Here is a 23,843-nt window from a genome sequence, read left to right as displayed (position 1 = left end):
GGCATGACGGTTCCTCCCGACTTCCCGCCGCGGCCCGGCCGGCCGGCGGTGCTCGCGGTCGCCGCGGCCACGTTCCTCGTCGTCACCAGCGAGATGCTGCCGGTCGGGCTGCTGACCTCGATCGGCCCGGACCTCGGTGCGTCCGCGGGCACGGCCGGACTGGCGATGACCGTGCCCGGCCTGGTCGCCGCGCTCTGCGCGCCCGCGCTGTCGGCCGCCACCGCGCGGCTGGACCGCCGCGCGGTGCTGGTCGCGCTGGCGGGACTGCTGGCCGCGGCCGACCTCGGCTCGGCCGCCGCGTTCGGGCTGCCGGCGCTGCTGGCGTCGCGGATCCTGGTCGGCGTGGCGATCGGCGGGGTGTGGTCGATCGCCGGCGGGCTGGCGGCGCGGCTGGTACCGGAACGCTCCGCCGGCGCCGCCACCGCCGTGGTCTTCGGCGGGATCTCGGTGGCGTCGGTGGCGGGCGTCCCCGCCGGGACGCTGATCGGCGACCTCGCGGGCTGGCGGGCCGCATTCGCGGTGGCCGGTGCGCTGTCGCTGGCCCGGCTCTCGCCGTGCTGCTGCCGGTGCTGCCCGGAACCGGCTCCGCGAGCTTGCGGGGCGTGCCGCGGGTGTTGCGCGCGCCGGGCGCGCGGGCCGGCCTCGTGGTGACGTTGCTGCTGGTCACCGGGCATTTCGCGGCGTACACCTACGTGCGTCCCGTGCTGGAGCGGGTGTCCGGAGTGGACCCGGACCTGATCAGCACCCTGCTGCTGGTGTACGGCGTCGCGGGCATCGCCGGGAACTTCGCCGCGGGGACGGCCGCCGCGCGCGGCCCGCGCCGCACCCTCCTGGTGCTCGCCGCGCTGCTCGCGCCGGCCGTGCTGCTGTTCCCACTCGTGGGCCGGGCTCCGCTTCCGGCCGTCGCGCTGCTGGTGCTGTGGGGCGCCGCCTACGGCGGTGTGTCGGTCACCCTGCAGACCTGGCTGCTGCGGGCCGCGCCACCGCACGCCGCCGAGCCCGCGTCGGCGCTGTTCGTCGCCGCGTTCAACCTCGCCATCTCGCTCGGGGCGCTGGCGGGCGGGCGCGTGGCCGACACCGCCGGAGAGGCGGGCGCCCTATGGCTGGGCGGGGCCTTGGGCTGCCTCGCCTTGGCCGCCGCCGCGGTGCTCGGCCGCCCGGCGGGACGGGGCGGCCGGTCCCGGCGCGCCTCGCGGGCGTGCCGGGCCGGCGGTGCCGGACCTCAGCCGGTGCGGGAGACCACGTAGTCGCAGAGGCCGGTGAAGGCGTCGCGGGCGGGGATCGCGGGGAGGGTGAGGAACTCGGCGCGGGCGTCCGCCGCGCACTGGCGCAGGTCGGCACGGGCCTGGTCCATCGCGGGGTGGGCGCGCAGGAGGGCGAGGGCCTCGGCGTGCAGGGCGTCGTCGGACAGGTCCTGGACGAGCAGCTCGCGCAGCCGCGCGTCGTCCGGGCCGGAGCCGACGCCGCCGAGGACGAGGTGCATCGGGAGGGTGCGGATGCCCTCGCGCAGGTCGGTGCCGGGGGTCTTGCCCGACTCGTCGGTCTCGGAGGTGATGTCGAGGATGTCGTCCTGCAGCTGGAAGGCGACGCCGATCTTCTCGCATGCGGAGGTGACGGTGTCGACGACGTGCGGGGCGGCACCCGACAGCAGCGCGCCGAACTGGCCGGACACCGTGATGAGGGAGGCGGTCTTGTCCGCGACGACCTGCAGGTAGTGCTTGAGGGGGTCGGCGTCCTCGGCGGGGCCGACGGTCTCCTGGATCTGGCCGCGCACCAGCCGGGCGAACGCGCGGGCCTGGATCCGGACGGCCTCCGGGCCGAGGTCGGCGAGCAGGTCGGACGCGCGGGCGAACAGGTAGTCGCCGGTGAGGATCGCGACGGTGTTCGTCCACCGGGAGTTCGCGGACGCCTGGCCGCGCCGGACGGTCGCCTCGTCCATGACGTCGTCGTGGTAGAGGGTGCCGAGGTGGGTCAGCTCGACGACGACGGCGGCGGGCACGACGCCCGGCGCGGCGGGGTCGCCAAAGTGCGAGGCGAGCAGCACAAGCATCGCCCGGAACCGCTTCCCGCCGGCCTCGACGAGGTGCTTGGAGGCCTGGGTGAGCAGCGGGTCCTCGCCCCGCACGGATTCCAGCAGCAGTTCCTCGACTGCGGCCAGGCGCTCCCTGGCGTCGGCCGCGAGGGCCGAGTCGACGGGAAGCCCGAACGGGCCGGGCTCCTGCCGAGCCGGCCCGCCGGACTTCTCAGCGATTGGGTCGCTCACCCAAGACTCCCTACCGGACGAACATGTGGGTCGTGGCGTGGCCCGCAAGGTCCAGAATGGGCTGCGGGATCACACCGAGTACCACAGTAGCCGTCGCCCCGAGCGCCACCGCAGCCGCGGTGGCCGGCCCCGCCACGACGACGGGGCCGTCCGCCTCCGGCTCGCTGAAGAACATCACGACGATCACCTTCACGTAGAAGAAGGCGGCCACCGCGGAGGACACGACGCCGACCACGACCAGCGGGGTCGCGCCGCTTTCGACGGCGGCCTTGAACACCGCGAACTTGCCGGTGAAGCCGCTGGTCAGCGGAATGCCGGCGAAGGCGAGCAGGAAGAAGGAGAACACTCCGGCGACGACCGGGGAGCGCTTGCCGAGCCCCGCCCAGCGCGACAGGTGCCCGGCCTCGCCGCCGGCGTCGCGCACCATCGTGACGACGGCGAAGGCGCCGATGGAGGTGAAGCCGTAGGCGACGAGGTAGAACATCGTGCTGGACAGGCCGTCCTGCGACGTCGCGACGACGCCCATGAGCAGGAAGCCCGCGTGCGCGATGGACGAGTACGCCAGCATCCGCTTGATGTCGGACTGCGTGATCGCGATGATCGCGCCGACCACCATCGTGAGAATCGCCACGCCCCACATGTAGGGCCGCCAGTCCCACTTCAGCGTCTCGAACCCGACGTAGTACACCCGCAGGATCCCGCCGAACGCGGCGACGACCGTGCACGACGCCATCAGCGCGGTGATCGGGGTCGGGGCGCCCTGGTACACGTCCGGCTTCCACATGTGGAAGGGGACGCCGCCGAGCTTGAACAGCAGCCCGACCGACAGCAGCGCGACGCCCGCCAGCAGCAGGGTCTCGCTGCCGGCGTCCTTGCTGACCTGCGCGGAGATGTCCGACAGCCGGACCGAGCCGGCGTAGCCGTACAGCAGCGCCGTCCCGTACAGGAAGAACGCCGAGGAGAACGCGCCGAGCAGGAAGTACTTGACGGCCGCCTCCTGCGAGAGCAGCCGCCGCCGGCGGGCGAGCCCGCACAGCAGGTACAGCGGCAGCGACATGACCTCCAGCGCCACGAACATGGTGAGCAGGTCGTTGGCGGCGGGGAACATCAGCATGCCGCCGACCGCGAACATCATCAGCGGGAACACCTCGGTCTGGGTGATCCCGGCGGCGGCGCTGCGCTGCTCGGCCTCGCTGCCGGGCAGCGCGGACGCCTGCGGCGCGAAGTGCCCGCCGACGATGCCGCCGCTCCGCCCGTTGCCGCGCTCGGCGATCAGCAGCAGGCTGACCAGCGCGAGGACGAGGATGGTGCCCTGCAGGAACAGGGTCGGGCCGTCCACGCCGAGGGCGCCCTGCGCGGCGACGTGGTGCGGGTCGTCGCGCCAGCCGAGCAGGATCGTCCACACGAACGCGCCCGCGAGGCCGAGGAACGCGACCGGCACCTGCACCGCGTACCGCCAGGTGCGGCCGACGAACGCCTCGACGAGGACGCCCGCGACGGCGATGCCGAGGACCAGCAGCAGCGGGCCGATCTGCCCGTACTCGATGTGCGGCGCCGGGATGTCACCGCCCTGGGCGAGCACCCCATGAGCCACCGGGCTCACGTGACTGGCAGGGCTCATGGACGGGCTCCGTTCTCGGCGACGTTACCGGTGAGCTTCGGCGCCGGGTCGTGCCGGTCGACACGGGCGAGCGTCTCCTTCACCGACGGGTTGATCACATGCAGCACCGGCTGCGGGAAGAAGCCCATCGCCACGATGATCGCGATGATCGGGGCGACGGCCCACTTCTCCCGGGCCGTGAGGTCCTTCATGCCCTCGACGGCCGGGACCTTCGGGCCGCCCATCGTCCGCTGGTACATCCACAGGACGTAGATGGCGGCGAGGACGACGCCGGTGACGGCGAAGCACGCGGCCACCTTGTAGCGGCTGAACGTGCCGACCAGCACCAGGAACTCCGACACGAACGGCGACAGGCCGGGCAGCGACAGCCCGGACAGGCCGGCGACGAGGAACGTCCCGGCGAGCACCGGCGCGGCCTTCTGCACCCCGCCGAAGTCGGTGATCTTCGCCGACCGGCGCCGGACGATCATGAAGCCGACGAGCAGGAACAGCGCGCCGGTGGAGAAGCCGTGGTTCACCATGTAGAGCGCGGCGCCGGACTGGCCCTGCGAGGTCATCGCGAAGATGCCGAGCACGATGAACCCGAAGTGCGACACCGAGGTGTAGGCGATGAGCCGCTTCAGGTCGACCTGCCCGATCGCGAGGACCGCGCCGTAGATGATGCTGATCACCGCGAACACGAGCACGGCGGGCGTGGCCCACCTGGACGCGCCGGGGAACAGCTCCAGGCAGAACCGCAGCATCCCGTAGGTGCCGACCTTGTCGAGCACGCCGACGATCAGCACCAGCGCGCCGGGCGGCGACTGCTGCGCCGCGGTCGGCAGCCAGGTGTGCACCGGCACCATCGGCGCCTTGATCGCGAACGCGACGAAGAAGCCGAGGAACAGCCACTTGGCGGTGGTCGGGTCGACGTTCAGCCCGCGCAGCTCCTCGAACATGAACGTGCCGTGCCCGAGGCCGCCCTCGCCGACCGGCTTGTTCGACAGCGGGTACAGCCAGATGACCGAGACGAGCATCAGCAGCCCGCCGAACAGCGAGTACAGCAGGAACTTCACCGCGGCGTAGGAGCGCTCGCGGGCGGCGCCGCCGCCGTAGTGCCCGATGATGAAGTACACCGGGATGAGCATCGCCTCGAAGAAGACGTAGAACAGGAACACGTCGGTCGCCGCGAAGACGCCGATCATCGCCGCCTCGAGGGACAGCAGCAGCGCGAAGTAGGTCTTCACCGACCGCTTCGCCGGGACGTCCACGCCGCCGGACCGCTCGTCCTCGTTCCAGGACGCGAGCATGACCAGCGGGACGAGGATGACCGACAGCAGGATCAGCACCAGCGCGACGCCGTCGACGCCGAGCGCCCAGTGGATCCCGAACTCCTTGATCCACCAGTACTTCTCGGTGAACTGGAACCGGTCGCCGCCGGCGTCGAAGCCGGCCGCCATCACCAGGGCGAGGACGCCCACGAGGGCGGAGACGCCGAACGAGAACCACTTGACCAGCGGCTCGTTGTCGCGCGGCAGCACGCTGACCGCGACGGCGCCCAGCAGCGGCAGCGCGATGAGGACGCTCAGCCAGGGAAAGTCACTCATGACACGTTCACCACCAGGAGGGCGGCCACGACCAGCGCGGCGCCGAAGAACATCGAGAGTGCGTAGGAGCGCGCGAAACCGGTCTGGATGCGGCGGAACCGGCCGGACGTGCCGCCGATGAGGGCGGCGAGCCCGTTGACGGCGCCGTCGACGCCGCGTCCGTCGAACCAGACCGCGAGCCGGGTCAGCCACTGGCCGGGCCGCATCAGCAGCGACTCGTTGAGGGCGTCGCCGTACAGGTCCTTGCGGGCCGCGACGGTGACGAACGAGCCCTTGGGTGCCTCGCGCGGCACGGCGCGGCGGCCGTACTGCATCCAGGCGATCCCCACGCCGACGATCATCAGGACGAACGTGGCCGCGCCCGGCGCGGTGATCCACTTGAAGTCCTCCGCGTGCTCCGGCTTGCCGGTCACGGGCTCCAGGAAGTCGGCGAACCCGCCGAGGACCAGCAGCCCGCCCGCGGCGACCGAGCCGATCGCGAGGACCATCAGCGGGATGGTCATCACCTTGGGCGACTCGTGCGGGTGCACGCCCTCCTCCCAGCGCTTCCCGCCGAAGAAGGTCATGATCATCACGCGCGCCATGTAGTAGGCGGTGATGGCCGCGCCGACCAGCGCGCACGCGCCGAGGATCGCCCCGGACGCGCCGCCCTTGTCGAACGCCGCCTCGATGATGCCGTCCTTGGTGAAGAAGCCGGAGAACGGCGGGCACCCGATGATGGCCAGGAACCCGAGCCCGAACGTGACGTAGGTCGTCATCATGACGCCGCGCAGCGCGCCGTAGTGGCGCATGTTCACGTCGTCGTGGGTGCCGTGCATGACCGAGCCGGCGCCGAGGAACAGGCCCGCCTTGAAGAAGCCGTGCGCGATGAGGTGCGCGATGGCGAACACGTACCCGGGCCGGCCGAGGCCGGCGGCGAGCGTCATGTAGCCGATCTGCGACATCGTCGAGCCGGCGAGGGCCTTCTTGATGTCGTCCTTGCCGCAACCGATGATCGCACCGGCGAGCAGCGTGGCCGCGCCGACGATCGTCACCACCAGCTGCGCGGTGTCGGACATCTCGAAGATCGGCCCGGACCGGACGATCAGGTAGACGCCCGCGGTCACCATCGTCGCCGCGTGGATCAGCGCCGACACCGGGGTCGGGCCCTCCATCGCGTCCAGCAGCCAGGACTGCAGCGGCAGCTGCGCCGACTTGCCGCACGCGCCGAGCAGGAGCAGCAGCCCGATCGCGGTCGCGGTGCCGGTGCTCAGCTTGGTCGCGAGCCCGGCGTGCTCGGCGCCCGCGCCGAGGATCGGCCCGAAGTCGACGGTGCCGAACGTGGAGAACATGAGCGCGATCGCGATGATCAGCCCCATGTCGCCGACGCGGTTGACGACGAACGCCTTCTTCGCCGCGGTCGCCGCGGTCGGCTTGTGCTGCCAGAACCCGATCAGCAGGTACGAGGCGAGGCCCACGCCCTCCCAGCCGAGGAACAGCACGAGGAAGTTGCCGCCGAGGACCAGCAGCAGCATCGCCGCGACGAACAGGTTCAGGTAGCCGAAGAACCGGCGCCGGTCGGGATCCTCGGCCATGTAGCCGACGGAGTAGATGTGGATGAGCGAGCCCACCCCGGTGATCAGCAGCACGAAGCTGATGGACAGCGGGTCCACCAGCAGGTCCATGCCGATCTTGAACTGGCCGACGCTGATGAAGTCCCACAGGTGCACGGTCCGGCGCCGCGAGGCGTCGTCGTACCCGAGCATCTGGACGAGCATCGCGACGCCGATGGCGAACGACGCCACCGGCGTCAGCACGCCGAGCAGATGCCCCCACTTGTCGGTGCGCCGGCCTCCGAGCAGGAGGACCGCGGCGCCCAGCAGGGGCAGCGCGACGAGAAGCCAGGACGCGGCCTGGATGCCTTCCGCTTTCATCCCCGACCTCTCAGTACTTCAGCAGGTTCGCGTCGTCCACCGACGAGGACCTGCGGGTCCGGAAGATGGTCATGATGATCGCCAGGCCGACCACGACCTCCGACGCGGCCACCACCATCACGAAGAACGCGATGATCTGGCCGTCGAGGGTGCCGTGCATGCGGGAGAACGTCACGAACGCCAGGTTCGTGGCGTTCAGCATCAGCTCGACGCACATGAACACCACGATCGCGTTGCGGCGTACCAGAACGCCGAGACCTCCGATGGTGAACAGGATCGCCGAGAGCGCCAGGTAGTGCCCCGGACTCATTGACCAGCCTCGCCTTCACGCTCGTTGCCGCCCGCGCCGCCGCCGGAACCGCCGGCGGCCGGCGTGCCGGCCCTGACGACGCGCGACTCGGCGTCGGCGTCCTTCGCCTCTTCCGTCGCCGCCCTGACCGCGGCGACGTCCTCGTCCACCGCGCCCTGCTCGGTGCCGCCGTACAGGTCGGCGTGCCGCTCGGCGGTGTCGGTGCGGGCCGCGATGACGGGGTTGACCGACAGCTCCGACGGCGTCCCGTCCGGCAGCAGCGCCGGCATGTCGACGGCGTTGTGCCGGGCGTAGGTGCCGGGGCCGGGCAGCGGCCCGGGGTGCTCGCCGGACGCGAAGCGCCGCTTCGACAGGTCCTTCTGGGTCGGCTTCGGCTCGGTCCGCTCACGGTGCGCCAGCACCATCGCGCCGAGCGCCGCGGTGATCAGCAGCGCGCTGGTCGCCTCGAACGCGAACACGTACTTGGTGAACAGCAGCCGCGCCAGGCCGAGGACGTTGCCGTCGGCGTTGGCGGCCTTCAGCCCGGCCGAGTCGCCGAGCGCGGCGTTGCCGAGCCCGGTGCCGAGCAGCACGATGAACCCGATCGCGACGATGACCGCCCAGAACCGCTGGCCCTTGATCGTCTCCACCAGCGAGTCGGTGGAGGTGACGCCGACGAGCATCAGCACGAACAGGAACAGCATCAGCACCGCGCCGGTGTAGACGATCACCTGGACGAACGCCAGGAACGGCGCGTTCTGGATCGCGTACATCGCGGCGAGGCAGAGCATCACGGTCGCCAGCAGCAGCGCCGAGTGCACCGCCTTGCGGACCAGGATCATGCCGAGCGCGGCGCAGACCGACACGACCGCGAGCAGCCAGAAGAAGAACGGCTCCCCCGACTGCTTGTCGGCGACGTGCCCGGCCAGGACCCCGGCGGCCTCGAGGTGGGCGGCCTGGAGGTGGGCGGTCACTTGCCCTCACCGCCCTTGGCCGGCTTCTCCCGCTTCACCGCGTTGTCGACGCTCGCCCGTCCGCCGCCCTGCGCGGGGACGGTCGGCGCGTCGTCGGACTGGAGACCCAGGCGGTAGTAGTCCTCCTCGGTGTCGCCGAGCCGCATCTCGTGCGGCGGCGTCTCCATGCCCTCGCGCAGCGGGGCGAGGAGCATGTCCTTGGTGTAGATCAGGCTCTCGCGGCTGTCGTCGGCGAGCTCGTACTCGTTCGTCATCGTCAGCGCGCGCGTCGGGCACGCCTCGATGCACAGCCCGCAGAGGATGCACCGCAGATAGTTGATCTGGTAGGTGCGGCCGTACCGCTCGCCGGGCGAGTACCGCTCGTCCTCGGTGTTGTCGGCGCCCTCGACGAAGATGGCGTCGGCGGGGCAGGCCCAGGCGCACAGCTCGCAGCCGATGCACTTCTCCAGGCCGTCCGGCCACCGGTTGAGCTGGTGCCGCCCGTGGAAGCGCGGGGCGGTCGGCTTCTTCACCTCGGGGTACTGAACGGTCTCGCTCTTCATGAACATCTGGTGGAACGAGACCCCGAACCCCTTGACCGGATTCAGGAAATCAGTGAGTCCCACTGGTGACCTCCTCAGAGGCGGATTCGATCGTGGCCGGGCGGGCCGGCTCCTCGCGGGCCCGGCCGTGGTAGTGGGGGGCGTCCATCGGCGGCACCGGGAACCCGCCCGCGGCCGGGTCCCGGGGGGCGGGCGCCTCGGCGCCCGGGACGATCTCGCCGCCGTCGCCGCCGCGGACCATCTCCCACACCACCGTGACCACCAGCACCACGGCGATGACCCCGGCGGTGATCCACAGGATCTGCTGGATGTCGTAGCCGTCGTTCTTGAACGCCTTGATGGTGGACACCAGCAGGATCCAGGCCAGCGAGACCGGCATCAGGACCTTCCAGCCGAGCTTCATCAGCTGGTCGTAGCGCACCCGCGGCAGCGAGCCGCGCAGCCACACGAAGAAGAAGATGAACAGCCAGAGCTTGACCAGGAACCACAGCACCGGCCACCAGCCGGAGTTGGCGCCCGACCACACGGTGGAGATCGGCGCGGGGGCCCGCCAGCCGCCGAGGAACAGCGTGGTGGCGAGGGCCGACAGCGTCGCGAGGTTGATGTACTCGGCGAGGAAGAACATCGCGAACTTCAGCGACGAGTACTCGGTGTGGAAGCCGCCGACCAGCTCGCCCTCGCCCTCGGGCAGGTCGAACGGGATGCGGTTCGACTCGCCCATCATCGTGATCACGTAGACCACGAACGACGGGGCGAGCAGCACCGCGAACCAGATGTGGTCCTGCTTGGCGACGATCTCCGAGGTGGACATCGACCCGGCGAACATGAACACCGCGACGAACGACAGCCCCATCGCGATCTCGTAGGAGATCATCTGCGCGGACGAGCGGAGCCCGCCGAGCAGCGAGTACGGCGACATCGACGACCAGCCCGCCAGCACGATCCCGTAGATGCCCATCGACGACATCGCCAGCACCAGCAGCACCGCGACCGGCAGGTCGGTGCCCTGCAGCGCGGTGTGGTGCCCGAAGATCGACACCGTCGGGCCGAACGGGATGATGATGAACGAGATGAACGCCGGCACCGCCGACATCACCGGCGCGAGGACGAACACGACCTTGTCCACCTGGCGGGGGACGATGTCCTCCTTCAGCGCCAGCTTCACGCCGTCGGCCAGGCCCTGCAGCAGGCCCTGCGGCCCGGCGCGGTTCGGGCCGACGCGCAGCTGCATCCGCCCGATGACCCGCCGCTCGACCCACATCGACAGCAGCACGGTCAGCACCAGGAAGACGAAGATGACCAGCACCTTGCCGCCGATCAGCCACCACGGGTCCTTGCCGAACGTGGCGAGCGTGGGATCGGCGGCGGGCGCCGCAAGCGGACTCATCGGGTACCTCCCGCGTTCTCGGTCGGGCGGGCGGGCACGCCGCTCGAGATCTTGACGACGCCGCCCGCCGCCGCGCCCAGGTCCCGGTAGAGGGCGCAGCCGGCCGAGTTCGTCGGCAGCCACACCACCCGGTCGGGCAGGTCGGCGGTGACCTCCAGCGGGAGCGTCACCTCGCCGCGCGGCCCCGACACCGTGACGGCGCCGGCCGCGCCGATCTCCGCCGCGGTCGCGGGCGACAGCCGGGCCACCGCGGGCTTGGCGGTGCCGGCCAGGAACGGCTCGCCGTCCTGCAGCCGGCCCCCGTCCAGCAGCAGCCGCCAGGTCGCCACCAGCGCCTCGCCCTGCTCGGGGTGCGGGGGCAGCGCGTGCGCCACGTCCGGCGCGTCCGGCCGCTCGCCGCGGTGCGCGCCGAGCTGCGCCAGCTCCCGCCGCGCCGCCTCCGGTCCGGGGAGCCCGAGGTGGACGTCCATCTCGTCGGCGAGCGCCTGCAGGACCCGCAGGTCCGACATCCGCCCGGCGGACTTCAGCACGACGTCGAACTGGCGGCCGCGGCCCTCCCAGTCGACGAACGTGCCGGACTTCTCCGCGACGGCCGCGACCGGCAGCACCACGTCGGCGCGGTCGGTGACCGCGCTCGGCCGCTGCTCCAGGCTCACCACGAACGGGGTGGCCTCCAGCGCCCGCAGCGCCGCGTCCGGGTCCGGCAGGTCGTAGGGGTCGACGCCGCCGACCAGCAGCGCGCCGCGCCGGCCCTCCGCCGCCGCCGCGATGATGCCGGCGGTGTCCTCGCCGGGGCCGGCGGGCAGCTCCGCGACGCCCCAGGCGCGGGCGACCTCGGCGGGCGCGCCCGGGTCGGTGACGGGACGGCCGATCGGCAGCAGCCCGGGCAGCGTCCCGGCCTCGATCGCGCCGCGCTCCCCGGCCCGGCGCGGCACCCACGCCAGCCGGGCGCCGGTGACCTGCGCCAGCCGGACCGCCGAGGTCAGCGCGCCGGGGCTGGCGGCGAGCCGCTCGCCCAGCATGATGACGGCGCCCGGCGTCTCCAGCAGCGTGCGGACGCCGGCGAGCGACGGGTCGCCGATCAGCGAGCCGAGCGTCTCCGACTCCGAGCCGGGCGCCGTCGGCAGCAGCGTCCCGCCGACCTTCGTCAGGCCGCGCGTCGCGAACGGCGCGATCCCGTAGACCTTCAACCCGTTCTTGCGGTGCGCCTTGCGCAGCCGCAGGAACACGATCGGGGACTCCTCCTCCGGCTCGAAGCCGGCGAGGACGACCACGGGCGCCTTCTCCAGGTCGGCGTAGGACACCTCGATCGGGCGGCCCGCGACCGAGGAGGCCAGGAAACGCGACTCCTCGTCCGACAGCGGACGGGCGCGGAAGTCGACGTCGTTGGTGCCGAGCGCGATCCGCGCGAACTTGGCGTAGGCGTAGGCGTCCTCAAGGGTGACCCGGCCGCCGGTCAGCACGCCCGCCGACCCGCGCGCCGCCGTGAGGCCGCGGGCCGCGACGGTCAGCGCCTCCGGCCACGACGCCGTCTCCAGCTCGCCGTTCTCGTTGCGGATCAGCGGGTGGGTGAGGCGCTCCGGGCGCGTCCCGTAGGTGAACGCCCAGCGGCCCTTGTCGCAGTTCCACTCCTCGTTGACCTGCGGGTCGTCCCCGGCCAGCCGGCGGGTGATCTTCCCGCGCCGGTGGTCGGTGCGCAGCGTGCAGCCGGACGCGCAGTGCTCGCAGACGCTCGGCTGCGACACCAGGTCGAACGGCCGGGACCGGAACCGGTACGCGGCGCCGGTCAGCGCCCCGACCGGGCAGATCTGCACCGTGTTGCCGGAGAAGTAGGACTGGAACGGCTTGCCGTCGGCCGCGCCGACCTGCTCCTTGGCGCCGCGCTCGAACAGGTCGATGAACGCGTCGCCGGCGATCTGGTCGGAGAACCGGGTGCAGCGGGCGCACTGGATGCAGCGCTCCCGGTCGAGCAGCACCTGGCTGGACAGCGGGATCGGCTTGGGGAACGTCCGCTTGGTCTCGGTGAACCGGGTCTCGCCGCGCCCGTTGGACATCGCCTGGTTCTGCAGCGGGCACTCGCCGCCCTTGTCGCAGATCGGGCAGTCCAGCGGGTGGTTGATCAGCAGCAGCTCCATCACGCCGTGCTGCGCCTTGTCGGCGACCGGCGAGGTGAGCTGGGTCTTGACGACCATCCCGGGCATCACCGTGGTGGTGCACGACGCCTGCGGCTTCGGCATCCCGCGCCCGTTGCCGGCGTCGGGGATCTCCACCAGGCACTGCCGGCAGGCCCCGACCGGGTCCAGCAGCGGGTGGTCGCAGAACCGGGGGATCTGGATGCCGAGCAGCTCGGCGGCCCGGATGATCAGCGTGCCCTTCGGCACCTCGATCTCGAACCCGTCGATGGTGCACGAGACCATCTCGACGGACTTCTCGACCGCCGACTTGTCGTCGGTGACGGTCACTTGGCACCTCCCCAGAGGGTGGACTTGGCCGGGTCGAACGGGCAGCCGCCCTGCTCGAAGTGCTGGAGGTACTCGTCCCGGAAGAGCTTGATCGACGAGACCACCGGGCTCGTCGCGCCGTCGCCGAGGGCGCAGAAGGAGCGGCCGAGGATGTTGTCGGACAGGTCGAGGAGCGTCTCCAGGTCCTCTTCCTTGCCCTGGCCGGCCTCCAGCCGCTTGAGCATCTGCTTGTACCAGTAGGTGCCCTCGCGGCACGGCGTGCACTTGCCGCACGACTCATGCGCGTAGAACTCCGACCAGCGCAGCACCGCGCGGACGACGCAGGTCGTCTCGTCGAAGATCTGCAGGGCGCGGGTGCCGAGCATCGACCCGGCGGCGCCGACGGACTCGAAGTCCAGCGGGACGTCCAGGTGCTCGTCGGTGAAGATCGGCGTGGACGAGCCGCCGGGCGTCCAGAACTTCAGCCGGTGCCCCTCGCGGATCCCGCCCGCCATGTCGAGCAGTTCCCGCAGCGTGATGCCGAGCGGCGCCTCGTACTGGCCGGGCCGGGTGACGTGCCCCGACAGCGAGAAGATCCCGTAGCCCGCGGACTTCTCCGTGCCCATCGAGGTGAACCAGTCGGCGCCGTTCTCGACGATCGAGGGAACGGACGAGATCGACTCGACGTTGTTGATGACGGTGGGGCCGCCATAAAGGCCCGACACCGCCGGGAAGGGGGGCTTGAGCCTGGGCTGACCGCGGAACCCTTCGAGGGAGTCCAGCAGCGCCGTCTCCTCGCCGCAGATGTAGGCGCCGGCGCCGGTGTGCACGACCACGTCCAGGTCGTAGCCGGAGCCGAGGATGTCCGTGCCGATGTATCCGGCCTCGCGCGCCTCGGCGACCGCCTGCTGCAGCCGGCGGATCACGTGCAGCACTTCACCGCGCACGTAGATGAACGCCTGGTTCGACTTGATGGCGTACGAGCTGATGATGACGCCCTCGATGAGGACGTGCGGGTTCGCCATCATCAGCGGGATGTCCTTGCAGGTCCCCGGCTCGGACTCGTCGGCGTTGACGACGAGGTAGCGCGGGTTCGGGCTCTCGGCGGGCAGGAACCCCCACTTCATGCCGGTGGGGAACCCGGCGCCGCCGCGGCCGCGCAGGCCGGAGTCCTTGACCATCTGGACGATCTCGTCCGGCGCCATCCCGAGCGCCGTGCGCAGCGACCGGTAGCCGCCCTCGCGCTCGTAGCCCGCGAGGGTGAACGAGTCGGCCTGGTCCCAGTTCTTGGTGAGGATCGGGGTGAGCGTTGTCACTTGTTGCGACCCTCCTGGCTGCCCGGCTTCACGTCGCCGCCGATCGGCTTGCCCGGCTCGTTGGGCGGCGGATCGGTGATCTCCTGGGCCTTGACCGGCTCCTCGGGCGACTCGCGGTCGGTGTCGGCGGACGGGGGCTCCCAGCCGCGCTGCTTGGCGAGCTCCAGCCCGCGCAGCGACTCAGGCCCGGCCTGGACGCCCTCGTGGGCGCGGCCGTCGGGGAACCCGGCGAGGACGCGGGACGCGTCCTTCCAGCTGCACAGCTTGTTCGGGCCGCGCGAAGGAAGCACTTCCTTACCTGAGCGCAGGTCGTCGACCAGCCGCTTGGCCTTCTCGGGAGTCATGTTGTCGAAGAACTCCCAGTTGACCATCATCACCGGCGCGAAGTCGCAGGCGGCGTTGCACTCGATCCGCTCCAGGCTGACCTTGCCGTCCGGGGTGGCCTCGTCGTGCCCGACCCCGGTGTGCTCGGTCAGCTCGTTCCAGATCTGGTCGCCGCCCATCACCGCGCACAGCGTGTTGATGCACACGCCCACGTGGAACTCGCCGACCGGCTCGTGCTTGTACTGCGTGTAGAACGTCGACACGCCCGTCACCTGGGCCGGCGTGATGCCGAGCTGCTCGGCGCAGAACTCGATGCCGTCCTGCGAGACGTGCCCCTCCTCCGACTGCACCAGGTGCAGCAGCGGGAGCAGCGCCGACCGCGGCTTCGGATACCGGCCGATGATCTGCTTGGCGTCGCGTTCGAGGCGCTCGCGCACCTCCGGTTCGAACGTCATCGGTCCACTCCCCCCATGACCGGGTCGATGCTGGCCACGGCCGCGATGACGTCGGCGATCATGCCGCCCTCGGCCATCGCCGGCGTGGCCTGCAGGTTGACGAAGGACGGCTCGCGGAAGTGCACGCGGTACGGGCGGGTGCCGCCGTCGCTGACCACGTGCGCGCCGAGCTCGCCGCGCGGCGACTCGATGTGCGAGTACGCCTGCCCCGCCGGCACCCGGAAGCCCTCCGTCACCAGCTTGAAGTGGTGGATCAGGGCCTCCATCGAGGTGCCCATGATGTGCGCGATGTGCCGGGGCGAGTTGCCCATCCCGTCCGCGCCGATCGCCAGCTGCGCCGGCCAGCCGATCTTCTTGTCCTCGATCATGACCGGGCCCTTGACCGACTGCAGCCGCTCCACGCACTGCTCGACGATCTTCAGCGACTCCTCCATCTCGTCCATCCGGACGAGATAGCGGCCGTACACGTCGCAGGTGTCCTGCGTCGCGACCTCGAAGTCGTAGGTCTCGTAGCCGCAGTAGGGCTGCGACTTGCGCAGATCCCACGGCAGGCCGGTCGCGCGGAGCATGGGGCCGGTGATGCCCAGCGACATGCAGCCGGTAAGGTCGAGATACGCGATGTCCCTGGTCCGGGCCAGATAGACGGGGTTGGCGTCCATCAGCTTCCGCAGCGCCTGGATCCGCTTGGGCATCCGGTCGAGATAGTCGCGGATCTTGCTGAGCGCACCGCTCGGCAGGTCCTGGGCAACGCCGCCCGGACGGACATACGCCATGTTCATCCGCAGACCCGTGATCTCCTCGAAGAGGTCAAGGGTGTACTCGCGCTCGATGAACCCGTTCAGCATGACGGTCGTCGCGCCCAGTTCGAGGCCGAACGTGGCGATGGCGACCAGATGGGAGGAGATCCGGTTCAGCTCCATCATCATCACGCGGATGATCTGGGCCCGTTCCGGCACCTGGTCGGTGACGCCCAGCAGCTTCTCCACGCCCAGGCAGTACGCCGTCTCGTTGAAGATCGGCGCGAGGTAGTCCATGCGCGTGCAGAACGTGGTGCCCTGCGTCCAGGTGCGGAACTCCATGTTCTTCTCGATGCCGGTGTGCAGGTAGCCGATGCCCACCCGGCAGTCGTCGACGGTCTCGCCGTCCAGCGTGAGGATCAGCCGCAGGACGCCGTGCGTGGACGGGTGCTGCGGGCCCATGTTGACCACGAGCCGCTCGTCCCCGAGGTCCTCGGCGCCGGCGACGACCTGGTCCCAGTCCTGGCCGTTGACGTCGAACACGCGGCCCTCGGCCGCCTCCTCGGCGGCGTAGGCGTCGTACTCGGTGTACTTCGTTGAGCTCATACGTACGACCGCCTCTCGTCCGGCGGGGGGATCTCCGCGCCTCGGTACTCGACGGGGATGCCGCCGAGCGGGTAGTCCTTGCGCTGCGGATGGCCGACCCAGTCGTCGGGCATCTCGATGCGGGTGAGCGCGGGGTGCCCGTCGTAGACGATCCCGAAGAAGTCGTAGGTCTCGCGCTCGTGCCAGTCGCACGTGGGGTACACCGGCACCAGCGACGGGACGTGCGGGTCGGCGTCCGGGCAGGTCACCTCGAGCCGGACGCGCCGGTTGTGGGTGATCGACAGCAGGTGCACGACCGAGTGCAGCTCGGCGCCCTCGTCCTTCGGGTAGTGCACGCCGGACACGCCGGAGCACAGCTCGAAGCGCAGCGACGGCTCGTCCCGCATGGTCCGCGCGACGTCCAGGAGCCGCTCGCGCCTGACGAAGAAGGTCAGCTCGCCGCGGTGCACGACGACGCGCTCGATCGCGTCGCCGAAGTCGGGCCCCGTTCCCTCCGGGGACGACCCCGGACCCCGCAGTGCCCGCTCCAGCTCGTCGGCGATCTCGTCGAACTCGCCGGCCTCGGCGGCGCCGCCGGGCCCGCCGTAGGGGCGCGGCGCGGTGACCTTCGGGCTCTGCCGGACGACCAGCCCCCCGTATCCGGAGGTGTCGCCGGTCGTCTTGGCGCCGAACATGCCCTGGCGGGCGATCGGCTGCTCGCGGCGCTCCTCCTCGGCCTGCGCGGGCAGCTGGTCGGCGCCCTGCTCGGCCCTCTGCTCAGGATTCTCGGAGCTCATCTAAACCGTTCCTTGTCCCAGCAGCGGCAGCTGGCGGCGCTTCGCCTCTTCCAGCTCGACGATCTGCTTCTTGCGCTGCGGGCCGAGCTTGGTGTTCTGGATCTTGTCGTGCAGCTTGAGGATCGCGTCCAGCAGCATCTCCGGCCGCGGCGGGCAGCCGGGCAGGTAGATGTCCACCGGGACGATGTGGTCGACGCCCTGCACGATCGCGTAGTTGTTGAACATGCCGCCGGACGAGGCGCACACGCCCATCGCGATGACCCACTTGGGCTCGGTCATCTGGTCGTAGATCTGCCGCAGCACCGGGGCCATCTTCTGGCTCACCCGGCCCGCGACGATCATCAGGTCGGCCTGCCGCGGCGTCGCGGAGGCACGCTCCATCCCCCAGCGGGAGAAGTCGTGCCGGGGGTCGCCGGTGGCCATCATCTCGATCGCGCAGCACGCCAGGCCGAACGTCGCCGGCCACACCGAGCTCTTGCGCGCCCAACCGGCGACCTGCTCGACCGTCGTCAGCAGGAACCCGCTCGGAAGTTTCTCCTCTAGACCCATGTCAGTCCCACTCCAGACCGCCGCGCCGCCAGATGTAGGCGTAGGCGACGAGAACGGTGACGATGAAAAGGACCATCTCCACGAGGCCGAACATGCCCATGTGGTCGAAGGCGACGGCCCACGGGTACAGGAAGATGATCTCGATGTCGAAGACGATGAACAGCATCGCCGTCAGGTAGTACTTGACGGGGAACCGCCCGCCGCCGACCGGCTGCGGGGTCGGCTCGATGCCGCACTCGTAGGCGTCCAGCCGCGCGCGGTTCCAGCGCTTGGGGCCGGTGAGCGAGGCCATCGCCACCGAGCCGACGGCGAACAGCGCGGCGAGCACTCCCAGCACGATGATCGGAACATAGAGATCCATGTCTCTACCGCCCCTCCTCGGTACGTACGACGCTGTACGGGACGCGGGGTCCGGGGCCGGACCGGCGCGCCTCGGCGGCGTGACCCTTCACGCGCTCGTGAAAATTCTCACGAGCACGGGTCGCCACCCTAGCCAAGGTGATCAATAGCACTCCCCTCAGGGGGTCGGGTAATGCACTGTAGTCCGCTCACCTGCGGCTTCGCGGGCTTCAGCGATATCTTCGGGAGCTTGCGGGGACCGCTCATGCCGCCGGCGCCGCCTTCTGCATCGCGTTGATGACCCGGTCCATCGCGTCGCCGCCCTTCGGGTCGGTGAGGTTGGCGAGCAGCTTGAGGGTGAACCGCATCAGGGTGGGGTGCGGCAGGCCGTGCGCGGTCAGGAACTTCATGATCCGCGGGTCGCCGATGGCCTGCACGAACACCCGGGCCAGCGTGAAGTAGCCGCCGTGCTCGTCCTTCAGGATGCGCGGGTACTCGTACAGGGTCCGCTCGCGCTGCGCCGGGGTGCGGCGGGCGAGCGCCTGCACCATGATGTCGGCTGCCAGCCGGCCGGACTCCAGCGCGTAGTCGATGCCCTCGCCGTTGAACGGGTTGATCATGCCGCCGGCGTCGCCGACCAGCAGCATCCCGCGGGTGTAGTGCGGCTGCCGGTTGAAGCCCATCGGCAGCGCCGCGCCGCGGATCTTCGAGGTCGCGTGCTCCTCGTCGAACTGCCAGTCCTCCGGCATCTGCGCGCACCAGCGCTTCATCATGCCGCGGTAGTCGACGTTCTGGAACGCCTTGCTGGTGTTGAGCAGGCCGAGCCCGACGTTGGACGTGCCGTCGCCGACGCCGAACACCCAGCCGTAGCCGGGGAGCAGGCGCTCGCCGTCCCACAGTTCGAGCCACGCCTCCATGTACTCGTCGTCGTGGCGCGGCGTCTGGAAGTAGCGCCGGACGGCGACGCCCATCGGACGGTCCTCGCGGCGGCGCAGCCCCATCGCCAGCGACAGCCGGGTCGAGTTGCCGTCGGCCGCGACGACCAGCGGCGCGTGGAACTCGACCTCCTGGCCCTCGTAGGTCGCGGTCACGCCCTTGATGCGGTCGGTGCGGTCGTCGACGATCGGGCCGGTCACGTTGCAGCCCTGCAGCAACTCGGCGCCGGCCTTGGCGGCGTGCTCGGCGAGCAGCTGGTCGAGGTCGGTGCGCTTGCGGACCAGGCCGAAGTCGGGGAAGCTCGCCAGCTCCGGCCAGGGCAGCTCGACCTTGACGCCGCCGCCGTAGATGCGCAGTCCCTTGTTGCGTCCCCAGCCGGGGTCGTTGATGTCGACGCCCATCCCGATGAGCGCGCGGACCGCGCGCGGGGTGAGTCCGTCGCCGCAGATCTTGTCGCGCGGGAAGGTGGCCTTCTCCAGCAGCAGCACGTCCAGCCCGGCCTGCGCGAGCCAGTAGGCGGTCGACGATCCGGCGGGGCCTGCCCCGACGACGATGACGTCCGCGTGTCGGGTGGAGTCGGTCACAGCGTTCCTCTTTAGCTCGTTCGCTTGTGAAGTACTTCACAAGGATCCGGTGGGGAGTCTATTCCTTTATCACGACCGGTGGGTACTTCTGGGCCGGTTCTGTTTTGGACCGGTCCCAAACCCGCCGGGCGGACGATCAGCCGGGGTTGGTCGCATGGTGCATCGCCGCGACTCCGAAGGTGAGGTCGCGCCAGCGCACCTTCGTCCAGCCCGCGTCCTGGACGAGCCGCGCCAGCCCGGCCTGGTCGGGCCAGGCGAGCGTCGACTCGGCGAGGTAGCGGTAGGAGTCGGGGTTGGAGCTGACCCGTGCCAGCAGCGGCAGCCCGTACCTGAGGTGCGTCTTGTGACCGAGCGCCAGCAGCGCGTTCGGAGGGTGACTGACCTCACAGATCAGCAGCCGCCCGCCCGGCTTGGCGACGCGCCGCAGCTCGCGCAGCGCCAGCCCGGTGTCGGCGACGTTGCGCAGCCCGAAGGAGATCGTCACGGCGTCGAAGGAGCCGTCCTTGAACGGCAGCCGCAGCGCGTCGCCCGCCGCGAAGCCCAGCCGCGGGACGCCCGCCTGCCGGCGCACCCCCACCCGGAGCATGCCGAGGGAGAAGTCGCAGGCCACGGTCTGCGCGCCCGCCTCGGCGAACGGCACCGAGGACGTCCCGGTCCCGGCCGCGAGGTCGAGGATCCGCTCGCCCGGCCGCGCGTCCAGCGCCCGGACGGCCTCCCGCCGCCAGCGCCGGTCCTGCCCACCCGTCATCAGCGTGTTCAGCAGGTCGTACCGCTCGGCGGTGCCGTCGAACATCGCCGCCACGTCGGCGGGCTTCTTATCCAAGGAGGCGCGGGTCATGGGGCCAGCCTATTGGTCGCCCCGTCCGCGCCGGCGAGGCGCCCGCGCGGTGCGAGGCTAGGCGTCTTCCTTCGTCTGGGCGCGCTGGAACCTGGCCCGCTGGGAGCTCAGGCCGGACATCACCGCGGCCGACATCCGGTCGCGCTGGCTCGACAGCAGGACGAAGCTGACTATGCCGCTGATCAGCAGCGACAGCAGCAGGAGCAGGAACCCGCGGGCCCCGAACAGCGCGAGCACACCGGCCGTGGCCACGAAGATCGCCAGCCGGGCGGAGGTGTAGAACAGTACGGAACGCATGACCCTTCGAGGGTACCCCCGGCTCTGTCAGCCCAGGGGGGCGACCCCCTGGAACCCCCGTCACGACCGGTGGTCAGCGCATGACGTCGAGGAAGAGGGCGGGATCCACGTTGCCGCCGGAGAGGATGGAGACGTAGGTATCGGCGGGCGGTAGTTCGGCGCGGTGGTAGAGGTAGGCGGCGGTCGCGACGGCGCCGGCGGGTTCGGCGATGAGGCGGGTCTCGCGGGCGAGGCGGCGCATGGTGGCGCGGATCTCGTCCTCGGTGACGGTGACGATGCCGTCGACGTGCGCCTGCATGTGCGCGAACGGCAGGTCCCCGACGCGCTGGACGCGCAGGGCGTCGGCGATGGTGCGGCCGGTCTTCTCGGCGTCCCAGGTGACGGGCCGTCCCTCGCGCATCGAGTCGCGGGCGTCGGCGGCGAGCTCGGGTTCGACGCCGATCACCTTGGCCTCGGGGCGGAGCGCCTTCACGGCGGCGGCGACACCGGAGACCAGGCCGCCGCCGCTGACCGGGACGAGCACGACGTCCACGTCCGGGCGGTCCTGGACGATCTCCAGCCCGGCGGTGCCCTGGCCGGCGATGATCCGGGCGTCGTCGTAGGGCGGGACGAGGGTGAAGCCGTGCGCGGCGGCGAGCTTCGCGGCGGTCTCCTCGCGCGCCTGCGAGGTGGGCTCGACGTAGACGATCTCGGCGCCGAGCGCCATGCAGGCGTCCACCTTCACGCCGGGGGTGGTGTGCGGCATGACGAGGACGGCCGGGATGCCCAGTGCGCGGGCCGTGTAGGCGACGGCCTGCGCGTGGTTGCCGCTGGAGTGCGTGACGACGCCGCGCTCGCGCTGCTCCTCGGGCAGCGAGGAGATGGTGGCGTACGCGCCGCGCAGCTTGAACGCGCCGATCGGCTGCAGGGACTCGGCCTTCACGAGCAGGGACGGCCCGCCGGCGTCGGAACGGTCCGCGGGGAACGGGACGAGCGGCGTGCGCAGGGTGACGCCGACGAGCCGTTCGGCGGCGCGCTCGATCTCCGGCAGCGAAACAAGATCGGACATGGTCACGAGGGTACGAGGTCGGCCGCGGCGGCCGTTCACGCGACTGTCAGGACGGCGTTGCGAGCGTGACACGGCAGGTCAAGTGTGGTGTGCGAGCCCCCGGAGGCCCAGGTGGCGAGCACCGACCGTCATTCGCGCTGCTCGGGTCACTACGCAGCGTGATCTTTTCCGAAAACAAGGGAGAAATCGGTCTTGACCCGCCACACTGTTAAACAGTCCACCCGCGCCGAGAGCGGGACAAAGGGGGAGAGAAAACGTGGAGAGCACGAGCGAGCGCCTGCTGACCCCAGGGGAAGTCGCCGCCCTCTTCCGGGTCGATCCGAAGACGGTCACCCGGTGGGCCGCGGCCGGCCGGATCAGCAGCATCCGGACTCCCGGCGGCCACCGCCGCTTCCGGGAGTCCGAGGTCCACGCGCTGCTGCGCGGCGAGGAGCCGGTCGCCGAGCACTCGGTCCACTGAGCCCGGTCGGAAGGCACTGACCCCGGAGCACCGCCCGGACCGCCGCGCGCTCGCGGCCGGTCCATCAGCCCGGGCGGCCGGGGTCGCGCGATCCGGCACGGCTACTCCTCCGCCTCGCCGGCCCGCCATTCCTCGAACCGGCGCGCCAGCTCGGCGTCCTCGTCCCGCCAGCGGCGCCGCCTGTCCGCAAGCTCCTGCTCGGTCAGCGACTGGCCGAGGAGCCGGTCGTAGTCGGGATCGCCCGGCCCGATCTCCACATAGGCGTCGGCGATGATCCGCCCGCCCCGCTCCCGGTCCGCACGGTCGTCCCCGGCGTCCGGTTCGTCGTCCTCGGGTTCGGCGAGGACGCTGTGCGGCACCCGGAGCGTGCCGTCGGGGAGCCGGATCACGTACATCGTCGATCACCCTCGGAGTCCATCGCCTTCGCCGGCATCACGGTGTCCTAGATGCCGTATCTGCGGTTGAAGAAGAGCATGACTTCCAGCGCCGTCCTGATGTTGCCGGCGAGCATATCCACCAGCGCCGGGCGCTGCCGGGACGAGATCGCCGCGAACGCGTCGGCGAAGAACTCACGCCGTCCGAGCGCGTCGGGCTGCCTGTGGAAATCGCTGGCGAGGTGCGGGCGGCACAGCTCGTACAGCTCCCGGAAGGCGGGGCTGTCGGAGGTCCACCCGCCGGACTCGCCGTCGATGTCGTCCAGCGCGTGCCCGACCTCATGCAGCATCACGTCGGGGGTCGGTGACGGCCGGTCCCCGACGATGATCTTGCGGTCGCCGTAGGCGCCGGCGCAGATGTCCCAGGTGGCGCGGCCGGACGGCAGCGGCCGGTCGCGCAGGTGGCCCATGTCGTCCAGCTGCGGGACGCCGCCGGGCCCGACGTAGATGCCGTCCAGGCCGCCCGCGAGCTTCTCCTTGAGCGGCTCGGGCAGCGACGCGAGGCTGTCGACGGCCCGGATCACCTCGGGGGTCGGCGGGCCCTGCCGCGTGTCCCACTGCCGGTACAGGACGCTCTCCAGCACGCCGCAGTGCCGCCGCCCGTCGGACGCGTGCGGCATGCCCGGCGGGTACGGCTCGGCGCGCAGGGCGTCGTCGAGCTCGAAGTCGCTCCACGCGTAGTCGCCGGGGCGCGGACGGCCCGCGCCGCGCCGCCCGTACCGTCCGGGGCGGGTGTCGGCGGTGTCCGGGCCGTCGGCGCCGGGGGCGAGCGCGAAGTCGTCGTCGCGGCCCGCCTTGCGGAACCGGCCGAACCGGTCGCGGGGCTGGTTGCTGCGCGGCCGCACGTGCCCGGGCTCGGGGCGCTGCCCCGCGTCCGGCGGCGACGGCGCGTACGCGGCGTCGTCCCTGCGGACCGCCGCGCCCCGGGAGGCCTCCCGATTCCTCAGCTCCCGGGGCTTTCGGTGGACGCCTTTGAAGCGCATCAGGCTCCTCTGTCAGCGGGGCCCGCGGTGTCACCGAGCGAGTGGGCCCCCGAGGCAGGGTAAGCCGGAACCCGACACGGCGTCATCCCCGCGAGTCACCCCGAATCGGACGGGCGCGGATGTGCGAGGACCGCGGCGCCCGCCG

At 71.2% G+C, this 23,843-nt stretch carries 24 protein-coding genes; 3 read left to right on the top strand and 21 right to left on the bottom strand.

Annotation, left to right across the window (positions count from 1 at the left end):
* Window positions 1-3: 3 nt before the first annotated feature.
* Window positions 4-651: an MFS transporter gene (locus ABD296_RS24475; protein WP_344271347.1), complete on the top strand. Its 648-nt coding sequence runs from the start codon at window positions 4-6 to the stop codon at window positions 649-651.
* Window positions 603-1,247 (top strand): MFS transporter, encoded by a 645-nt coding sequence (locus tag ABD296_RS24470; protein WP_344271344.1) that lies wholly within the window; start codon window positions 603-605, stop codon window positions 1,245-1,247. The genes ABD296_RS24475 and ABD296_RS24470 overlap by 49 nt, the downstream gene beginning before the upstream one ends.
* On the opposite strand, the gene ABD296_RS24465 is transcribed toward ABD296_RS24470, so the two are convergent.
* From ABD296_RS24465 to ABD296_RS24375, 19 genes are all read right to left on the bottom strand, one after another.
* Entirely contained in the window at window positions 1,223-2,263 is a 1,041-nt protein-coding gene (locus tag ABD296_RS24465; protein ID WP_407061508.1) for a polyprenyl synthetase family protein, read from the bottom strand. The two genes, ABD296_RS24470 and ABD296_RS24465, sit on opposite strands and share 25 nt — an antisense overlap.
* Window positions 2,264-2,273: 10 nt before the next feature.
* A complete protein-coding gene (gene nuoN, locus ABD296_RS24460) occupies window positions 2,274-3,884 on the bottom strand; it encodes an NADH-quinone oxidoreductase subunit NuoN (RefSeq protein WP_344271342.1) in 1,611 nt (536 codons plus the stop codon).
* A complete protein-coding gene (locus ABD296_RS24455; RefSeq protein WP_344271340.1) occupies window positions 3,881-5,470 on the bottom strand; it encodes an NADH-quinone oxidoreductase subunit M in 1,590 nt (529 codons plus the stop codon). Before ABD296_RS24455 ends, nuoN begins: the two co-directional genes overlap by 4 nt.
* Entirely contained in the window at window positions 5,467-7,383 is a 1,917-nt protein-coding gene (gene nuoL, locus ABD296_RS24450) for an NADH-quinone oxidoreductase subunit L (protein ID WP_344271338.1), read from the bottom strand. The genes ABD296_RS24455 and nuoL overlap by 4 nt, the downstream gene beginning before the upstream one ends.
* Before the next feature lie 10 nt (window positions 7,384-7,393).
* Window positions 7,394-7,693, bottom strand: coding sequence for an NADH-quinone oxidoreductase subunit NuoK (gene nuoK / locus ABD296_RS24445; RefSeq protein WP_344271336.1), 300 nt, complete (start codon window positions 7,691-7,693; stop codon window positions 7,394-7,396).
* Window positions 7,690-8,601, bottom strand: coding sequence for an NADH-quinone oxidoreductase subunit J (locus ABD296_RS24440; RefSeq protein ID WP_344271407.1), 912 nt, complete (start codon window positions 8,599-8,601; stop codon window positions 7,690-7,692). Before ABD296_RS24440 ends, nuoK begins: the two co-directional genes overlap by 4 nt.
* Before the next feature lie 41 nt (window positions 8,602-8,642).
* Window positions 8,643-9,194, bottom strand: a complete 552-nt coding sequence (nuoI, locus tag ABD296_RS24435; RefSeq protein WP_344271404.1) for an NADH-quinone oxidoreductase subunit NuoI — start codon at window positions 9,192-9,194, stop codon at window positions 8,643-8,645.
* Between the two features lie 43 nt (window positions 9,195-9,237).
* Window positions 9,238-10,575 (bottom strand): NADH-quinone oxidoreductase subunit NuoH, encoded by a 1,338-nt coding sequence (nuoH, locus tag ABD296_RS24430; protein ID WP_344271334.1) that lies wholly within the window; start codon window positions 10,573-10,575, stop codon window positions 9,238-9,240.
* Window positions 10,572-13,037: an NADH-quinone oxidoreductase subunit G gene (locus tag ABD296_RS24425; protein WP_344271332.1), complete on the bottom strand. Its 2,466-nt coding sequence runs from the start codon at window positions 13,035-13,037 to the stop codon at window positions 10,572-10,574. The genes nuoH and ABD296_RS24425 overlap by 4 nt, the downstream gene beginning before the upstream one ends.
* On the bottom strand, window positions 13,034-14,332 hold the full coding sequence (gene nuoF / locus ABD296_RS24420) for an NADH-quinone oxidoreductase subunit NuoF (RefSeq protein ID WP_344271330.1): 1,299 nt from the start codon (window positions 14,330-14,332) through the stop codon (window positions 13,034-13,036). Before nuoF ends, ABD296_RS24425 begins: the two co-directional genes overlap by 4 nt.
* Window positions 14,329-15,111 (bottom strand): NADH-quinone oxidoreductase subunit NuoE, encoded by a 783-nt coding sequence (nuoE, locus tag ABD296_RS24415; RefSeq protein WP_344271328.1) that lies wholly within the window; start codon window positions 15,109-15,111, stop codon window positions 14,329-14,331. Before nuoE ends, nuoF begins: the two co-directional genes overlap by 4 nt.
* The gene (locus tag ABD296_RS24410) at window positions 15,108-16,454 is read right to left on the bottom strand and encodes an NADH-quinone oxidoreductase subunit D (RefSeq protein ID WP_344271326.1); all 1,347 of its coding nucleotides are present in this window, start codon (window positions 16,452-16,454) and stop codon (window positions 15,108-15,110) included. Before ABD296_RS24410 ends, nuoE begins: the two co-directional genes overlap by 4 nt.
* Complete coding sequence (locus tag ABD296_RS24405) at window positions 16,451-17,230, bottom strand: NADH-quinone oxidoreductase subunit C (RefSeq protein WP_344271324.1); 780 nt, start codon at window positions 17,228-17,230, stop codon at window positions 16,451-16,453. Before ABD296_RS24405 ends, ABD296_RS24410 begins: the two co-directional genes overlap by 4 nt.
* Window positions 17,231-17,779, bottom strand: coding sequence for a NuoB/complex I 20 kDa subunit family protein (locus ABD296_RS24400; RefSeq protein WP_151543251.1), 549 nt, complete (start codon window positions 17,777-17,779; stop codon window positions 17,231-17,233).
* Between the two features lies 1 nt (window position 17,780).
* Window positions 17,781-18,140, bottom strand: a complete 360-nt coding sequence (locus tag ABD296_RS24395; protein ID WP_285920516.1) for an NADH-quinone oxidoreductase subunit A — start codon at window positions 18,138-18,140, stop codon at window positions 17,781-17,783.
* Between the two features lie 241 nt (window positions 18,141-18,381).
* Window positions 18,382-19,638, bottom strand: coding sequence for a geranylgeranyl reductase family protein (locus ABD296_RS24390; RefSeq protein WP_344271317.1), 1,257 nt, complete (start codon window positions 19,636-19,638; stop codon window positions 18,382-18,384).
* Window positions 19,639-19,774: 136 nt separating this feature from the next.
* A complete protein-coding gene (locus ABD296_RS24385; RefSeq protein ID WP_344271315.1) occupies window positions 19,775-20,476 on the bottom strand; it encodes a demethylmenaquinone methyltransferase in 702 nt (233 codons plus the stop codon).
* Between the two features lie 57 nt (window positions 20,477-20,533).
* Window positions 20,534-20,773: a DUF4229 domain-containing protein gene (locus tag ABD296_RS24380; RefSeq protein WP_344271313.1), complete on the bottom strand. Its 240-nt coding sequence runs from the start codon at window positions 20,771-20,773 to the stop codon at window positions 20,534-20,536.
* A 73-nt stretch (window positions 20,774-20,846) separates the two neighbouring features.
* Window positions 20,847-21,821 (bottom strand): threonine ammonia-lyase, encoded by a 975-nt coding sequence (locus tag ABD296_RS24375; protein ID WP_344271311.1) that lies wholly within the window; start codon window positions 21,819-21,821, stop codon window positions 20,847-20,849.
* A gap of 256 nt (window positions 21,822-22,077) precedes the next feature.
* Here ABD296_RS24375 and ABD296_RS24370 point away from each other — a divergent pair, with 256 nt between their 5' ends.
* On the top strand, window positions 22,078-22,281 hold the full coding sequence (locus tag ABD296_RS24370; RefSeq protein ID WP_151543245.1) for a BldC family transcriptional regulator: 204 nt from the start codon (window positions 22,078-22,080) through the stop codon (window positions 22,279-22,281).
* A 101-nt stretch (window positions 22,282-22,382) separates the two neighbouring features.
* Here the strand turns inward: ABD296_RS24370 and ABD296_RS24365 are convergent, their stop codons facing one another.
* Together ABD296_RS24365 and ABD296_RS24360 are read right to left on the bottom strand one after the other, a co-directional pair.
* The gene (locus tag ABD296_RS24365; protein WP_344271307.1) at window positions 22,383-22,676 is read right to left on the bottom strand and encodes a hypothetical protein; all 294 of its coding nucleotides are present in this window, start codon (window positions 22,674-22,676) and stop codon (window positions 22,383-22,385) included.
* Window positions 22,677-22,723: 47 nt separating this feature from the next.
* On the bottom strand, window positions 22,724-23,698 hold the full coding sequence (locus ABD296_RS24360; protein WP_344271304.1) for a hypothetical protein: 975 nt from the start codon (window positions 23,696-23,698) through the stop codon (window positions 22,724-22,726).
* Window positions 23,699-23,843 lie beyond the last annotated feature (145 nt).

Origin of the sequence: Actinomadura napierensis, from assembly GCF_039529375.1 — a bacterium.
GTDB lineage: Bacteria > Actinomycetota > Actinomycetes > Streptosporangiales > Streptosporangiaceae > Spirillospora > Spirillospora napierensis.
The sequence above is the reverse complement of the archived record's forward strand: the minus strand, read 5'-3'. Positions and strand labels throughout refer to the sequence as shown.

What these genes read in the sequence shown, in the direction of transcription:
- ABD296_RS24400 (WP_151543251.1), bottom strand. Translation starts at nt 17,779, where the DNA reads ATGGGTCTAGAGGAGAAACTTCCGAGCGGGTTCCTGCTGACGACGGTC.
- ABD296_RS24365 (WP_344271307.1), bottom strand. Translation starts at nt 22,676, where the DNA reads ATGTACGTGATCCGGCTCCCCGACGGCACGCTCCGGGTGCCGCACAGC.
- ABD296_RS24405 (WP_344271324.1), bottom strand. Translation starts at nt 17,230, where the DNA reads ATGAGCTCCGAGAATCCTGAGCAGAGGGCCGAGCAGGGCGCCGACCAG.
- ABD296_RS24455 (WP_344271340.1), bottom strand. Translation starts at nt 5,470, where the DNA reads ATGAGTGACTTTCCCTGGCTGAGCGTCCTCATCGCGCTGCCGCTGCTG.
- ABD296_RS24360 (WP_344271304.1), bottom strand. Translation starts at nt 23,698, where the DNA reads ATGCGCTTCAAAGGCGTCCACCGAAAGCCCCGGGAGCTGAGGAATCGG.
- nuoL (WP_344271338.1), bottom strand. Translation starts at nt 7,383, where the DNA reads ATGAAAGCGGAAGGCATCCAGGCCGCGTCCTGGCTTCTCGTCGCGCTG.
- nuoN (WP_344271342.1), bottom strand. Translation starts at nt 3,884, where the DNA reads ATGAGCCCTGCCAGTCACGTGAGCCCGGTGGCTCATGGGGTGCTCGCC.
- ABD296_RS24380 (WP_344271313.1), bottom strand. Translation starts at nt 20,773, where the DNA reads ATGCGTTCCGTACTGTTCTACACCTCCGCCCGGCTGGCGATCTTCGTG.
- ABD296_RS24375 (WP_344271311.1), bottom strand. Translation starts at nt 21,821, where the DNA reads ATGTCCGATCTTGTTTCGCTGCCGGAGATCGAGCGCGCCGCCGAACGG.
- ABD296_RS24395 (WP_285920516.1), bottom strand. Translation starts at nt 18,140, where the DNA reads ATGGATCTCTATGTTCCGATCATCGTGCTGGGAGTGCTCGCCGCGCTG.
- ABD296_RS24385 (WP_344271315.1), bottom strand. Translation starts at nt 20,476, where the DNA reads ATGACCCGCGCCTCCTTGGATAAGAAGCCCGCCGACGTGGCGGCGATG.
- nuoI (WP_344271404.1), bottom strand. Translation starts at nt 9,194, where the DNA reads ATGTTCATGAAGAGCGAGACCGTTCAGTACCCCGAGGTGAAGAAGCCG.
- nuoK (WP_344271336.1), bottom strand. Translation starts at nt 7,693, where the DNA reads ATGAGTCCGGGGCACTACCTGGCGCTCTCGGCGATCCTGTTCACCATC.
- nuoH (WP_344271334.1), bottom strand. Translation starts at nt 10,575, where the DNA reads ATGAGTCCGCTTGCGGCGCCCGCCGCCGATCCCACGCTCGCCACGTTC.
- ABD296_RS24410 (WP_344271326.1), bottom strand. Translation starts at nt 16,454, where the DNA reads ATGAGCTCAACGAAGTACACCGAGTACGACGCCTACGCCGCCGAGGAG.
- ABD296_RS24475 (WP_344271347.1), top strand. Translation starts at nt 4, where the DNA reads ATGACGGTTCCTCCCGACTTCCCGCCGCGGCCCGGCCGGCCGGCGGTG.
- nuoE (WP_344271328.1), bottom strand. Translation starts at nt 15,111, where the DNA reads ATGACGTTCGAACCGGAGGTGCGCGAGCGCCTCGAACGCGACGCCAAG.